14 protein-coding genes are annotated in these 13,577 nt (G+C 41.8%); 1 reads left to right on the plus strand and 13 read right to left on the minus strand.

All coding sequences use genetic code 11. From position 1 onward, the window contains the following. Position 1: 1 nt before the first annotated feature. The 5 genes from rbsK to R50345_RS19295 all read right to left on the minus strand — a co-directional run bounded on the left by rbsK (position 2) and on the right by R50345_RS19295 (position 3,911). Positions 2 to 880 carry a ribokinase gene (rbsK, locus tag R50345_RS19275; protein WP_042129255.1) on the minus strand — a complete coding sequence of 293 codons (879 nt, stop codon included), beginning with the start codon at positions 878 to 880 and terminating at the stop codon, positions 2 to 4. Positions 881 to 907: 27 nt separating this feature from the next. Beyond that, on the minus strand, positions 908 to 1,888 hold the full coding sequence (locus R50345_RS19280) for a LacI family DNA-binding transcriptional regulator (protein ID WP_042129257.1): 981 nt from the start codon (positions 1,886 to 1,888) through the stop codon (positions 908 to 910). A 138-nt stretch (positions 1,889 to 2,026) separates the two neighbouring features. Beyond that, positions 2,027 to 2,422, minus strand: a complete 396-nt coding sequence (locus tag R50345_RS19285) for a VOC family protein (protein WP_042129258.1) — start codon at positions 2,420 to 2,422, stop codon at positions 2,027 to 2,029. Positions 2,423 to 2,475: 53 nt separating this feature from the next. Further along, positions 2,476 to 2,940: a DinB family protein gene (locus R50345_RS19290; protein ID WP_042129259.1), complete on the minus strand. Its 465-nt coding sequence runs from the start codon at positions 2,938 to 2,940 to the stop codon at positions 2,476 to 2,478. Between the two features lie 65 nt (positions 2,941 to 3,005). Next, positions 3,006 to 3,911 carry a LysR family transcriptional regulator gene (locus R50345_RS19295; RefSeq protein ID WP_042129261.1) on the minus strand — a complete coding sequence of 302 codons (906 nt, stop codon included), beginning with the start codon at positions 3,909 to 3,911 and terminating at the stop codon, positions 3,006 to 3,008. Positions 3,912 to 4,064: 153 nt separating this feature from the next. On the opposite strand from R50345_RS19295, the gene R50345_RS19300 reads away from it, so the two are divergent. After that, on the plus strand, positions 4,065 to 4,682 hold the full coding sequence (locus tag R50345_RS19300) for a histidine phosphatase family protein (protein WP_042129263.1): 618 nt from the start codon (positions 4,065 to 4,067) through the stop codon (positions 4,680 to 4,682). Positions 4,683 to 4,772: 90 nt separating this feature from the next. On the opposite strand, the gene R50345_RS19305 is transcribed toward R50345_RS19300, so the two are convergent. From R50345_RS19305 to R50345_RS19340, 8 genes are all read right to left on the minus strand, one after another. Continuing rightward, positions 4,773 to 5,018, minus strand: coding sequence for a hypothetical protein (locus tag R50345_RS19305; protein WP_042129265.1), 246 nt, complete (start codon positions 5,016 to 5,018; stop codon positions 4,773 to 4,775). A gap of 176 nt (positions 5,019 to 5,194) precedes the next feature. Continuing rightward, positions 5,195 to 5,746: a polymer-forming cytoskeletal protein gene (locus R50345_RS19310; RefSeq protein ID WP_042129267.1), complete on the minus strand. Its 552-nt coding sequence runs from the start codon at positions 5,744 to 5,746 to the stop codon at positions 5,195 to 5,197. A gap of 338 nt (positions 5,747 to 6,084) precedes the next feature. After that, entirely contained in the window at positions 6,085 to 7,449 is a 1,365-nt protein-coding gene (aroA, locus tag R50345_RS19315; RefSeq protein ID WP_081954133.1) for a 3-phosphoshikimate 1-carboxyvinyltransferase, read from the minus strand. Then, positions 7,406 to 8,644 (minus strand): Coenzyme F420 hydrogenase/dehydrogenase, beta subunit C-terminal domain, encoded by a 1,239-nt coding sequence (locus R50345_RS19320; protein WP_042129270.1) that lies wholly within the window; start codon positions 8,642 to 8,644, stop codon positions 7,406 to 7,408. Before R50345_RS19320 ends, aroA begins: the two co-directional genes overlap by 44 nt. A gap of 82 nt (positions 8,645 to 8,726) precedes the next feature. Further along, positions 8,727 to 9,905, minus strand: a complete 1,179-nt coding sequence (locus tag R50345_RS19325; protein ID WP_042129272.1) for a glycosyltransferase family 4 protein — start codon at positions 9,903 to 9,905, stop codon at positions 8,727 to 8,729. A 20-nt stretch (positions 9,906 to 9,925) separates the two neighbouring features. After that, entirely contained in the window at positions 9,926 to 10,360 is a 435-nt protein-coding gene (locus R50345_RS19330) for a hypothetical protein (protein WP_042129274.1), read from the minus strand. A 49-nt stretch (positions 10,361 to 10,409) separates the two neighbouring features. After that, entirely contained in the window at positions 10,410 to 12,455 is a 2,046-nt protein-coding gene (locus tag R50345_RS19335) for an alpha-amylase family glycosyl hydrolase (protein WP_042129276.1), read from the minus strand. Then, positions 12,424 to 13,566, minus strand: a complete 1,143-nt coding sequence (locus R50345_RS19340) for a DUF1611 domain-containing protein (RefSeq protein WP_042129277.1) — start codon at positions 13,564 to 13,566, stop codon at positions 12,424 to 12,426. The genes R50345_RS19335 and R50345_RS19340 overlap by 32 nt, the downstream gene beginning before the upstream one ends. Positions 13,567 to 13,577: the final 11 nt, after the last annotated feature.

Genomic DNA, 13,577 nt, shown 5'->3' on the forward strand with positions numbered 1-13,577 from the left:
GCTACATATTCGCCTCCACCTCTGCTCTTGTTGGCATACCACCTTGAGCACCAAATTTAGTAACGGATAAAGATGCCGCTCGATTGGCAAACTTTACACTATCCAGAATGGAGCTGCCTTCAGCTAACGCAACTGCAAATGCCGCATTAAAAGTATCTCCAGCTCCAGTCGTATCTATAGCATTCACTTTGTAAGTAGGAACCAGAACTTCTTGTTCACCATCATAAAATCGCACGCCATTGCTTCCCTCTGTGATAAACAGCTTGTTGGGATATTTCCGTAAGGCATCAGCAGTACTCATCTTAGGGAATAAAATTGTACATTCATGTTCGTTAGGTGTTAGATAAGCAGCCTTTTCTATAATCGTGTCACTGATAGGACGAGCAGGTGCCGGATTAAGCAGCATAGGTACATTAAATTTATGGCAAAGCTCACTTACATAAGATACTGTTTCTTCAGGTATTTCTTGTTGGATTAGCACCATATCAGAGCCTTTAATAACATCAAGCGCTCGCTCAACTAAAGCAGGAGTAACGAAATCATTTGCTCCCTTTACAACGATAATGCTATTATCACCTTCTGCTAAAATGATGTGGGCTGTCCCGCTTTCGGTATGTGTAACCGGTTCCACATTTGTGATAAGAACCCGATTTCTCTTTAGATTATCCATGATCTCCTTACCATAGAAATCTTCACCTACACAACCAACCATCGTAACTTCGGCCCCTAGACGCGAAGCTGCCACAGCCTGATTCGCCCCCTTACCTCCTGGAACGGTAGCGAAGCTCTCACCTAGAACAGTCTCCCCTGCATGAGGCCGCTTGGATGAAGTCACCACCAAATCCATTGAACAGCTTCCAATGACACAAATCTTAGCCATGTTCATCAACCTTTCTTATGTCGTCATCTATGCTTTACTTCTTGTTGTTTCCCGCTCCACAAAGCTGACGGGTAATTGAATGATTTTATCTTCTACCTTATCTTGCTCAATTAACTTAATAAGTAAACCCGCCGCTTCTCGGCCCATGTCATGTGCTGGCTGACGAATAGTGGATAACGAAGGTGACAAAAGACTGCTAAGCGGGATATCATCAAATCCAATAATTTGGAGATCCTGTGGCACTCTTTTACCTAAGCGATGTGCTTCATGAATCACTGCCGTCGCTACGATGTCATTACTGGCAATTACACCGTCTGTATCTATATATTTATCAAATAACTCTACAGCCCATTGTTCTGCTTCTGTGTGGGAGAACGATGATGTCTGGATCACATGATAAGTGATTCCCATCTCATCAAGCACTTCTATCGCACCTTGAAATCGATCCTGCGCCGGTTTAATATGTGCCGGTCCTTGCATCACTGTAATCTTAGTGCTTCCCCGTGCAATGATTTCTTGAGCAGCAAGGCGTCCGCCCTTTCTGCCATCTGCGTATACGGAGGGACTGTCATTAGAAGTACGGTCAAGAAATACAACCGGGATTTTCAAGTTAGAGTAGATATCTTTTTCAGGAAAATTAGTGGATGAGATCATGCCAATGACATTATTTTGGATAAAGGTTTGAATATAATCCAATTCCTTTTCTTCGTTCTCATCGCTATTCCCAAAGATAATGCGATAACCATGCTCCTGCATCCGATCTTCTATCCCACGTGCTAATTGCGGGAAGAATGGGTTCGTAATGTCAGGTAATAGAAGTCCGATTAATTTGGATTTCCGTTTGTACAAAGATCTTGCAACCTCATTAGGGGTATAATTCATTTCTTTGATCGCTGCTTCAACCTTTTTTCGAGTATCGATATTAACATAACCAGATTCATTTATAACTCTTGAAACGGTTGCTACCGACACCCCAGCTATTTTTGCAACATCTTTAATCGTCATCATTCATTTCATCCCCCAATGTGTAACCGGTTACATGTATTACATAAATTAGAGTATCATAAAACCGTTTTCATTACAAATATTTTTCTGTTCCAATATATAACAAAAGATATCGACAAGACATCGATATCCTTAAAAAAGCTAATAAACCAGCTCACAATCATGGTGTTCCCATACATCAAATAAATTACCATCCAAATCTTCAAAGACAAAAAACTTCCCATATTCTCCTTCATCGCTAATGTTTCCGGCTTTCACATCTTCTGAAACTAAATACTGATGAAGGGTTGAGATATCATTTGTAAAGAAAGTGATCACCCATCTTTTTTTATCCCTTACCTCGAATACAGCTCTCGAATCATGATCACTTTGAGTTAAACATAGGATCGGTCTATTATCCCTAAATAAGCTTAAGTTGCCTTCTCTCCGATCTCTTATATTAAAGCCAAAATGTTTCACAAACCAAGCTGCAGACTTCTCTAAATCTTCTACAGGAATCACATTATAAGCAATCCCTAGGATTCTTCCTACTTCCATTGAATCCCCCCCCAAGTTGCTGATCCCACTAGTGTTGATCCGATTTAATGACTTCAATCTGCAAATCGATTTAATAGTTTTATAGTATTGAAATGCATCCCTTCATGGTAAAGCGTGAAATTTATGAATTCTCCGATAGTATTTAATGTTAATCCACTACCGGTTGTAAGAGGGGTCACTTGCTCACTTAAGCGATTGTTCATAGCTTCCCTGATACGTTTGGGTTGCTCCGAAAGCATCTCGATTAACACTTCAAGTGTTGGTGGCTTCTCGCTCCACTCTGCAGGTTTTGTCCCTTTCGCAAATAATCGTTCAAAGCTTTCCGGCAATTGCATAAGCTCCCTAGCGGAATGAAAAGCAAACTTCTCTTGCACCAAATAAATATGTCCCAAGTTCCATCTGATGTTGTTATTGAAACCTTCTGGAATGATATCTAGCGTTTCCTCGGAAAGCTCTTCAACTGCACGAACAGTAACACTACGCACAAATTCAATTTGTTTGAACACGATTGTATCCATCATAACCCCTCCCCATTTTTCATCCATAGTTTACCATAAGATTATCTTCAATTTCCTAAAAATGATTATATATTTATTGATATTTGCTTCATGACGAGCTTAATAAATGACTGAATATAACTCACCTTAAGCTCCTTCTTTCTGTAGCCCATCCATATCGAATGATTAGAGACTACATTTTCCACATCAACCTTGGCTAACGTCCCCTGTTCAAGATAAGGCTTAGCTAACAAAGCGGATACAAAACTAACCCCATACCCGGCAATCACAGCTTGAATAACCTCATTCACTCCATTAAATTGAAGCTCAACTCTTGGCTGTTGTACCTTTTTTTCTTCACATATTCGAACAAGTCTCTCTCTAGCTGCACTGCCTTCCTCTCTCATAATAAATGCTTCAGACATCACTTCTTCAAAGCTAACCTGCTGCTTAGCAAAAGGGTGCTTAGAAGCGACCACGAACACATACTCGTCCTTGTATAACTCCCGATATTCAAATATGTCTGTATGATGCGAAGGGAACTCCATATCACTGTAAATCGCCACGTCCGCTTCAAAGCTTTTTAATTGTTCCATCACTTCCTGAGAATTAGTAGTAGTGATTTGAATTTTTACTTCCGGAAAAGATTGTTTGAATAATGACGCCCACCTCGGAATGAGGATACTTGTAGCCAGATAATTACCTGCGATCCGAATTTGACCCTCAGGAAATTTGTGATGATTCTCAATGATCTGCTGTACTTGTTCACCCATGGCAAATAACTTCTCAAGGGGATCGATCAGTCTTTTTCCAATCGGTGTAAGTACCATCCTCTTTCCTTTGACCTCTAATAATAAAATTTGATTCTCCCGTTCAAACTTACGGATCTGCGCAGATATAGCGGGTTGACTGATATGTAAACGTTCAGAAGCTTTGGTCACACTGCCTGTTATCGCCACGTAGTAAAACAATTTTAATACATGAAAGTTCATCGTGATATCTTCCTAACCATATAAAATAAAATCATTATTCAAGAAGCTTCGTTTCTTACTATAACCATACATTATGGATGCTAACTATTATATATTGTTTATTTATATTTTTTTATCCTATACTTACAACTATTCATAAGGGAGGTTTCGTTAATGAAGGAGACAGTATTATTCTTAACCCGGCATGGACAAACCGAATGGAATTTGCAACAACGGATGCAGGGGCATCAAAATTCGGCACTTACAGCGTTAGGTGAGCAACAGGCTGAATGGTTGAGAGATCGTTTGGAAGGCGAAAATTTAAGTGCAATTTATTCTAGTACTAGCCCAAGAGCATTGCATACTGCGCAGATTTTACGGGGAAAGCGGAGTTTATCCATTCAACAGGATGCTTCTTTAATGGAAATTAACATGGGCATTTGGGAAGGAATGAACACGGATCAGATTGAACAAGATTATCCTTTACAATACTCTCATTTTTTCACAAGACCTGATCTATATCTCCCTCTAGCTTCAGGTGAAACCTACAGTCAGCTTGAACAAAGAGTAACGCCGACTATAGAGCGTATCATTAACGATAACGAAGGACTTGAGGTGCTTATTGTCACTCATCGGATAACGTTAAAAGTTATAATGGCTCATTTTCTCAATAAATCATTGCAAGAGTTAGGGGAAATGCCGGATATTCTCTCCACAGCCTTATGTAAAGTAACGCTAACTGACCATCATACTACCATTGATCTCTACGGCGATACTTCACATTATCTTTGAAAAAAAGCCCCACGAAACGTTCACAGTATTAGGTAACTGCAAAAAAAGGTAACTCCGATATAAACGGAACTACCATTTTAGAGTTCAAAATTACATCTCTACGCTTTTGATTACAAAGCTACGGACCTTCATCCATTTTCCTGAAATGAATTCGTCAATCGTTTTCGTCTTCGGTCTAACACAAAAACGATGCTTGCTTCCTTTATCAAATCCCACCGCTTCAAAAATCAAAGCGTCACCTATTTGCTCCTTAAAGAACACTTGCTTCAATCCCAATCTATTTAACATTTCAAGCTTTACACTCTCAATATACGTACGTGAATATTCCTTAGACATATGTGTTCCTCCTAGTAGTGGTAGTAATATTATAAGATCAATATTAAGAAAATCAACCAAAGATCACATAATCATTATCCACAACCGTCTAAACCGGGATACATCTCATCACCTCAATAAGAAAAAACCAACCCATAGTCTATGGGTTGGCTTCTACGTATGAGATGATTACAAAATTATTTAACTTCTGTTGTTCCAGTCACTTTTCCGTCAATCTTTGCAGATGCTTTCAGATCCTCGCTTGTGAAGTATAGGTTACCGTCAATTGTTGCGGTTTCAGGCAGAGTAAAACCTTTCGCTTCTACATAAACATCGCCTTTAATCGTTCCGCCTTCAATTTTCAAATTTTCACTTTGTACAGTAAACTTAGGTACGGTAAGTGTATAACTTGCAGTGATCTTATGATCAGCGTCTTGTGAGTAGAGGGCAATCTTACGATAGATGTCGCCATCAGCGGCTCCTTTATCATGGAATTCTCCAGCTACAACAACCTCTTCAGGAATCGTTACATCATTTAGAATAGCTACAATCCAGTTTCCATCTTTGCTTACAGCTTTAGTAAATGCATCTGCTTGATTAACAATCGAGGCAGTAGTGACTGCATCTGTCTGCTCAGCAGCCGGAGCTGAAGTTGCCGCCGAGTTAGTTGCTTTATCCTCGTTTGCTCCACAACCAGCCAATACCGCTACCGAAACCCCGGCCACCAAAATCATTTTAAATAGTTTCATTTCGATTCCCCCTAATTTTGATTATAAATTAATTATATATTAAAATTCTTAATAATTAAGTGAATGGTTTCACAAATTTGTGTCAGTATATAAAGCGATTTCATTGTTCTGTCTCGTCTGGATTAAAATTTGTTTTCATGAGAACACCTCTTCTCGCTGACTTATTTAGGTTCTTAAATCTATTTACCCAAAATATAAAAATCATCACAAGGAAGAGTATGTTCATAGAAAAGTTAACAGTTTATCAACTAGTTAAATGAAATAAAAAAAGCTAGAGCACACACAGCGCTCCGCTCTAGCTTGGTAGCTCCACCTTAAATACGTTGTCTTAAATCTCGTCACTGCAAAATTTCAATCTCAGCAAATTGAGACAGATCATTCAGAAACTCAGGATAAGAAACAGCGATACAACCACAATTCCGAATAATAGAAGGCTTTTCCATACTACTAGCTAGAACGGCGGCAGTCATAGCAATTCGGTGATCACCATAACTATCCACGACTGCAGGCGAAGGACTACGACCACCAAAGATAATAAGTTCATCTTCGTCATAAGAAGTCTCGAGTCCAAACGCCGCTAATAGCTTGGCAGTTGTCTCCAATCGGTTTGTATCCTTATCCTTCAGCTCCCTACAGTTCCTAATGACGGTAGTCCCCTCAGCGAATGCTGATACTACAGCTAACAATGGAACCTCATCGATCAGACTCTGTACTTTTTCGTTGCCTTCCACATGTACGGAAGTTAGCGTTTTTCCTGTAGTGCAGTAAAGATCCGCTATTGGCTCACCCGATATTAGCTGCCTTTCCCGATGTAGCTTCAGATCCAACCCCATCTCTCGTAGCACGCTGACGAATCCAAACCGAGTTGGATTCACACCTACATCTCTGATCCAAAGTTCCTTTTTACGATCCATACTACGAATCGTAAAAGCTGCTAGCAAAAATGCAGCGGAAGACAAATCGCCTGGAACAATCACATCTTTCGCTGCAAAGTTATAACCACCTCGGATAGAGGTAACGTTATTCTGGATTTCAATGTCAATTCCAAAATAATTCATCAATCGTTCCGTGTGATCGCGACTCTGGCACATTTGTCGATAGCTACTTGTTCCATCTGCATAGAGACCCGCAAATAGAAAGGCTGATTTCTCCTGTGCGCTAGCTACTGTAGCCTCGATATTGATAGGGCTCAATGGGAACCTACCGTTAATCACAAGCGGAAGGTAGCCTTCGCTTTCGAGATAGGTGATCGACGCTCCCATTTCTATCAGCGGTTGTGCCACCCAATCCATAGGCCTAGTAGATAGAAGTCGATTGCCGGCTAGCTCGACTGCAAATGGATGACCGGCCAGAACAGACATGATAAGTCTCGCAGATGTAGCAGTATTCCCGATTTCAAGTCTGGCATCTGGAATTCTTAATGATTGTAGCCCCAATCCATAGACAGTTAATGCATTACCATTCCATGCAAACGTTACACCTAATTGGCGCAAAATAGCGATACAACTCTCAATGTCACGAGATCGCAGTACATTATGAATAACCCCCTTCCCTTCGGCAATGGCGTTCATCATAATTGCCCTCTGAGAAATAGATTTATCCCCGGGAACCGATGCATATTTGAATGAATGCTCGTCCAACTTCGCGCTTACCCTCAAGTCAAATTTTGTTGGCAGTTCGGTTTTGTTCCGTACCAATTCCATTCCTAATCACCTCGTCATCCGAGAGTATTTGCGAATATTTCATATCTCTTCCAGGAGCGAGCGGGATTTTTCGGTCACCTTGCGCAGCGTAGCTACGGTAACGCTGGCGCTTGCGCTCTAAGCCAAGGTTGTTATCGAATGTGTAATCAACCAACTCGATCGCATTCCTGCGCCTCGCTAGTTCAATCAGCTTTGCCCCCATCGCAGTTCTTACCATCACCGTAGAGGAGGCTTTTACTGACACTCCAGTTTTGCTGGAATCAAAAATATTCGGGTCCCCATCTGAAATGGAAATATCAGCTATTCCAGACCACCAATCGGGGCAGGATAAGCAGCGGAATGTCTTGAATTTCTTGAACTCTTCTACCAACCTGTAAAACGGCAGCGAATGTTCTTTGCCATCCCGTGTTCTGACCACAAACTGTCCCGGATATTCTCCTTCTCGGTAGCGCATAAAGAGAACATCCTCTAGCTGAACTCCCAGAATTCCAGCAATCAGATGTTCGGTTCCAGCCAAAGATGTATTCGAAGCGCAACCCAGTTCAATCGTAAAGGCTACCTTACTAGCCAGGAAAGAGGTAGGTGTGTCCTTTGGTAAGTTGAGTAATTTATTAATGCCTTGAATTTGACAGGGAACACCGATAATTCCAATTCGCTCATACCGGGAATCATTCAACAAGTGAAGATTGGGGGTGATGCAATAACTCGTTTGCGCACATTCGATAATTTTATCCACTGAATCTGCAATAAACGCCTTCGGAACCCAAGGCTTTTCTTCATCTCTACCTACAACGATAACCGCATCCGCGACTTTCTCTTCCAGGGCCGTGATAGCCAAAATAGTGCCCGCTCCCCCTGCTGCTGCTCTTCCGAGAATATCCGGATCTGCTGCCGATAACTGATGAGTAGAAATATATACACCTGTCCAGCGTTCCGACTCGGAGCGGTTACGACCAAAGATTCGGAGCTCAGATTCCATAACGCCGGTATCATAACCCGGACAGACCTCGGTACAAAGCGTACAGCTTCCGCAGCTATCCATGGCTAGCTCCTCGATACCTTGAAATATAGGCAGAGGAACCGAGTCACTACTCATCGATAGAAGACCCTTAGGACATACGGCGGCACATAAACCACAGGATGTGCAGAGATTATGATCAAGAATCTCTTCCTTCAAGGTGTTAAAAGACGTCATAACGGTGCCCTCTTTTCTATAGAGTTTGGAAAATTCGACCTTAAAGTTCCTCACTGAATCCATTGTCTTGGAAATATCCCCGTCACAGTTTAACGCCGCTGAGCTTGGAATAGACTTCCTTTGTCCGCAAAGCTATGCTTCTCCAGTCATAGTGCAACTCAGTTTCCGTTCTGCCGGCTTCAGCAATACGGCTGGCCAGGGAATAATCTTGAAGAATCCGCAGGATATTTTCGGCAAGTATATATGAGTCCCCTGGCACGCTAGTCAGCCCAGTTCGTCCATCCTCTACAATCTCCGCTAAACCTCCAACGTCAGAAACAACTATAGGTGTTCCACTCCCCATCGCTTCAATTGCCACAATACCAAAAGGCTCATATAAACTCGGAAACACACACAAGTCCGCAATTTCAAGCAAGAAATTCTTCTCCTGATTCTTGATGAATCCAGTAAAGAGCACCTGGGAGTTAATATCGGAAGCTATACTTTCCAGCTCGGATAACATTGGACCACGCCCAGCAATGATAAATTTACAATCTGGAATCACTAAGAGGACCTCTCGGGCACTTTCTAAGAGCACCTGAACCCCCTTTTCTTTCACTAATCTTCCAATAAACAGCACAATCCTTTCTTCTGCCTGTGCATAAAGTTCTCTTTGAAAAGTGTGAGGCTCCTTAAGTTGCAGCGAGCTAAGGTCAATGCCATTAGGAATCACTTCCATTTTCTGTTCATCAATCGCATGCACATTGCAAACCTCGTGCTTCATATAGGAACTGCAAACAATAACCTTGTCTGAAAGAGATACGAGTTCATTCTCAATAGAATGGATACCCTGCTGCTGTGGCGTGAATAACCCTTGATTCCTACCATATTCCGTGGCATGAATCGTCGTAACTAATGGTAGGTTAAGCTGATGTCGTAAAAGAATAGCTGCATACCCTACCAGCCAATCATGCGCATGAATGAAGTCAAATCTGACATTACCAAGAAGCTGGGTCTTCACATAATCCACAATCGCCAGATTAAATTGGAGGACCCAATCTTCAAAATCAGTCAGGTTCTCGTACGAATTCACCCGATGTATGAACACACCTTTTTCCGTCTCGAAAATAGGACTTTGGGGCGCGGAATTGGTCACTACATGAATCTCTGTCCACTCATCCTTCAAGTGCCTGGACAATTCATAAACATGTGGTGCGATCCCTCCAATAATCAGAGGGGGATATTCCCATGACAAAATTAAGACGGACACGGGTTTTGGCATACATGCTTCCTCCCAATCTCTCAGTTTTTAGATAGAGAATAACCCGTAAAATATTCCCACCATGTGTTCTGTTCCAACAACGGAGGAGAGGCATGATCTCTTTGAAAGGAGAGCCAATCCGAATAATGCGTTTCACCATCCTCCAGAACATGCAAAACTTTAGATCTCGAAATGGATACAAACGTTTGCGCTTTTTTAATAATCCCTAAATCGGCATAAAAATAACGGTTTTCCACACGGGGGAGTCGCATTTCTATTGTTTCTCCAAGAGACTGTTTCACCGGAAAGAGAAAACGTGAGAATTTATTATCTACTGAAAGTGTAGTTAAACGAACCGCCTGCTGTAATTCATACCATGATGCATTAAAATGCCTAGAAATAAGATTTCTCATGCCTTCGTCCAGAGCTGTCTGAAATGTCAATCGTTCCCCATCATACTGCAATCTTTCTTCCATACTTGGCATCTCCTAATACAGATTAGATACCTCCAGTCGAACATTTACATTAACTCTGCCATTCTACCGTAATTTCAGATACACCTTCTCGCGGGGTCGTAAACTTATGTGGCAATCCCTTTTCCCTGTCCACCGATCCGGATTTATTTTTCTTAAAAAGTATAAATTCCACAGTACAGTCTGCCGGCAAGCTGATATCACAGTACCAGGAAGGATAGCGGTATACGATATGGTTATAAAACGGACCCCTCGCGCGATCTATCTCCCACTCTCCAAGCTCATACACATTTCCTGACACATATATCTGCGAAGCATAATCTGTGAACGCATTCGTTACTACGAAGCGCACTGTTACTAATGGAGCTGTCCAGACTGTTAAACGGCCGGGCAACAGAAATTCACTTTCTTGACCCGTTGTCCCCATAATCTTGTGGCTACCTGCCGACAAATACGGAATACGTGCAACAATCTCATCAGCTTTCCAAGAAATAACGTTTGCACACTGACCGCCAACAAATAAACTTCCTCTATCGCCCAGATGTCTTCCATGAATAATAATCTCATTGCCTGGTACGCCTGCTTTAGGATAATAATGTACGGCTACTGGCTCTTCTTGCTCAGATTCATATGCGTACACATAAGCAGATTGTGGCGCCAGTACCTTATAAGACAATCTTCCTCCACTATTAATACAGATATCATTGCCTGCAAATACTTGTTCCAACAAGCTGGAGTACTCCCCTTTTGGTAGTGAAGTCACCATCTCAGGGATCTCATGTGTAGATTCTTCTACATTCAGCATGATTAAAGCCACATCTCGCTTATAGCTCCGTTCAAACACCAGCACTCTATTAGTCATGTAAAGTACCTTTATTCCCCCGTAAGCAATGGCGAAGTTCCGTTCTCTTAAACGATTAAGCTGAGACAGTATTCGATACGCTGAAGTTTCTCTGTTGAATGCACTCATCATAGCGCGATTATTTGGATCATCCCCACCGCACATATACTGTTCGGTTCCATAGTATACCAAGGGAATTCCAATTGAAGTGAGAAGCAAAGACAACGCTAGATCCGTAAGTGAGGGATTCTCATGAACAGTAAAACGAGTCATATCATGATTATCCAAAAATATAAGTTGATCATATAAATGTTCGTAGCTATTGGCAGATCCGCTTAACATATCGATGAACTGTTCAAATCCACCTCCCCCATGAAAAATACTCCGTAAAGTATGGCTGAACATAAAATGAAGCAGGCTTATTCCGCTATCATTGGCTAAGGCGGCATTATCACTCGGGCTTTCATGGGCATGCAGAAACCACTCGCCGAATACAAATGCTGGCTTGTAGGCATGAATACATCCTGAAAATGATTTCAGCCAGCCTGGCGGAATATGTTTAGCCGCATCAATTCGTACTCCGTCAACCCCATACTCCAGCCAGAATCCAATACCTTCACGTAAAATAGCATCCACTTGCGGATTCATTTGATCCAATCCAGCTAGATCATACAAATTACGGTAGAGAGAGTCTTCTGCATCCAAAAAATCCGTTCCGCCATTATGGAGAAAGACCCTCTCCATATCTCCCGAGTAAGATGCGATAAACTGACCTCTGCGGTACAAAGCACCGTTCTCCATATAACCGGGATTAAGCTCCAGCGCCGGAGAAGTATGATTAGGTGTGAAATCAATAATCACCTTTAGCCCCTTCTCATGAGCGACGTCTAGCAGCTCCTTGAATTTATCCAGTAATCCAAAGTAAGCATTCGCCTTTAGGAAGTCTCGAGGCCAATAACCGTGATACGATGTCGTACCTCCTTCATCCCCCATACAAGTATGGACATTCTCTACTGGCTGAGAAATCAGGATCGCCTTGAACCCCATTTCCGTAATATAACCGTCCTTAATTTTGCGAATTATCCCTTCCCAGTCCCCACCTAAGTACTTTCGGAGATTGGATTGATCTGAGCTAAACAGTTCTGCTGAGGGGCGAATTCCGGGATCACCTTCAAAGAAACGATCCGTAATAATCTGATAAACAGAGTGTCCGGGATTTAACATATCACTTTCCTCTACCGGCAATAGAGGAGGCATTCTCTGCTTCCAATAACAAGTTCATCACATCTGCTGCTTCTTCGATTAGGTCTACATGAATTAGAAACTTTTGTTGTAACTCTACTTTACGGGCTATCCGCCGCTCATAGGGATAAGTTTCGTACTGTCCATAGGAGGACTCTATTTTATCAGGTAACAGCAGCGAGATTGGACGCTTGGAATAGATTCGCAATATTTCTATAGCATCACGAATTTGCTCATCATCATTAAATCCAACGATTAATAACACATGATCCGGATTAAAAGACTTTAACATAGCAAAGCGGAGTGAATTGAATGCAATATTAGAGGTAGGAAGTATGGAGCTTTGCCCGGCCATGATAATCCATTCATTGCCGTTACGTTCAGAATGGTCAACAACTGTATCAATATAATAAGGATATTGTTCCAACGGCCGTTGTTCCAGAAATTTGAAGATATCGCCTTCCGGTTGACCAAACAGAAAGCCTGTAGGTTCAGTGATGAACGCCGTTACTGGAATGTCATTCTTTTTGAATTCTTTGAATAGCTTCATTTGTAAGGTAAACTTGCCGATGCAGCCTCGAGTGGCGAAGATTCCGATTCTTTTAATTTTTTTGGGGATAGAGAACATGAGGGCTTCATTCTCAAATTGCTTTAGGTATCGTTCCGTGTTAGAACCTTCCGTACCATAACGTGCGTCCATGTCTTTAAAAAGGTTGCCACGAGATCCGTGGATTACCTCGATCTTAATCTGATTCTCTTTCATCCAGCTCAATGTATCCTGATCATAGATATCATGAACGCTGATAACACGTATACCTCTCAAAACTGCATAGGTTACTAATTTCCGCCACAATCCAGACAAATCATTTTCGTCAAAAATGCCCTTATTTCCACCGAAGGAGGTACCTGGATCATTTAAGATTAACGTATCTACACCCGCTAGACCCTCTTCTTGGGAAGCATAAATAAAGATATCTGATAGAGTCCCATCAACAAGTTCACCGGCATCACAGCCTGCCTGAAAAACGAAGTCAATGACTGAAACAATTTCTACATCCAGCAGATCGCGAAAACGGATAAGACCCTGTGTAATTTTATTGAATGGATAAAGAGCTACCTTCTTCATATTCACAGCCC

The organism is Paenibacillus sp. FSL R5-0345, assembly GCF_000758585.1.
Lineage (GTDB): Bacteria > Bacillota > Bacilli > Paenibacillales > Paenibacillaceae > Paenibacillus_AQ.

What these genes read in the sequence shown, in the direction of transcription:
- rbsK (WP_042129255.1), bottom strand. Translation starts at nt 880, where the DNA reads ATGGCTAAGATTTGTGTCATTGGAAGCTGTTCAATGGATTTGGTGGTG.
- R50345_RS19280 (WP_042129257.1), bottom strand. Translation starts at nt 1,888, where the DNA reads ATGATGACGATTAAAGATGTTGCAAAAATAGCTGGGGTGTCGGTAGCA.
- R50345_RS19285 (WP_042129258.1), bottom strand. Translation starts at nt 2,422, where the DNA reads ATGGAAGTAGGAAGAATCCTAGGGATTGCTTATAATGTGATTCCTGTA.
- R50345_RS19290 (WP_042129259.1), bottom strand. Translation starts at nt 2,940, where the DNA reads ATGGATACAATCGTGTTCAAACAAATTGAATTTGTGCGTAGTGTTACT.
- R50345_RS19295 (WP_042129261.1), bottom strand. Translation starts at nt 3,911, where the DNA reads ATGAACTTTCATGTATTAAAATTGTTTTACTACGTGGCGATAACAGGC.
- R50345_RS19300 (WP_042129263.1), top strand. Translation starts at nt 4,065, where the DNA reads ATGAAGGAGACAGTATTATTCTTAACCCGGCATGGACAAACCGAATGG.
- R50345_RS19305 (WP_042129265.1), bottom strand. Translation starts at nt 5,018, where the DNA reads ATGTCTAAGGAATATTCACGTACGTATATTGAGAGTGTAAAGCTTGAA.
- R50345_RS19310 (WP_042129267.1), bottom strand. Translation starts at nt 5,746, where the DNA reads ATGAAACTATTTAAAATGATTTTGGTGGCCGGGGTTTCGGTAGCGGTA.
- aroA (WP_081954133.1), bottom strand. Translation starts at nt 7,449, where the DNA reads ATGGAATTGGTACGGAACAAAACCGAACTGCCAACAAAATTTGACTTG.
- R50345_RS19320 (WP_042129270.1), bottom strand. Translation starts at nt 8,644, where the DNA reads ATGACGTCTTTTAACACCTTGAAGGAAGAGATTCTTGATCATAATCTC.
- R50345_RS19325 (WP_042129272.1), bottom strand. Translation starts at nt 9,905, where the DNA reads ATGCCAAAACCCGTGTCCGTCTTAATTTTGTCATGGGAATATCCCCCT.
- R50345_RS19330 (WP_042129274.1), bottom strand. Translation starts at nt 10,360, where the DNA reads ATGGAAGAAAGATTGCAGTATGATGGGGAACGATTGACATTTCAGACA.
- R50345_RS19335 (WP_042129276.1), bottom strand. Translation starts at nt 12,455, where the DNA reads ATGCCTCCTCTATTGCCGGTAGAGGAAAGTGATATGTTAAATCCCGGA.
- R50345_RS19340 (WP_042129277.1), bottom strand. Translation starts at nt 13,566, where the DNA reads ATGAAGAAGGTAGCTCTTTATCCATTCAATAAAATTACACAGGGTCTT.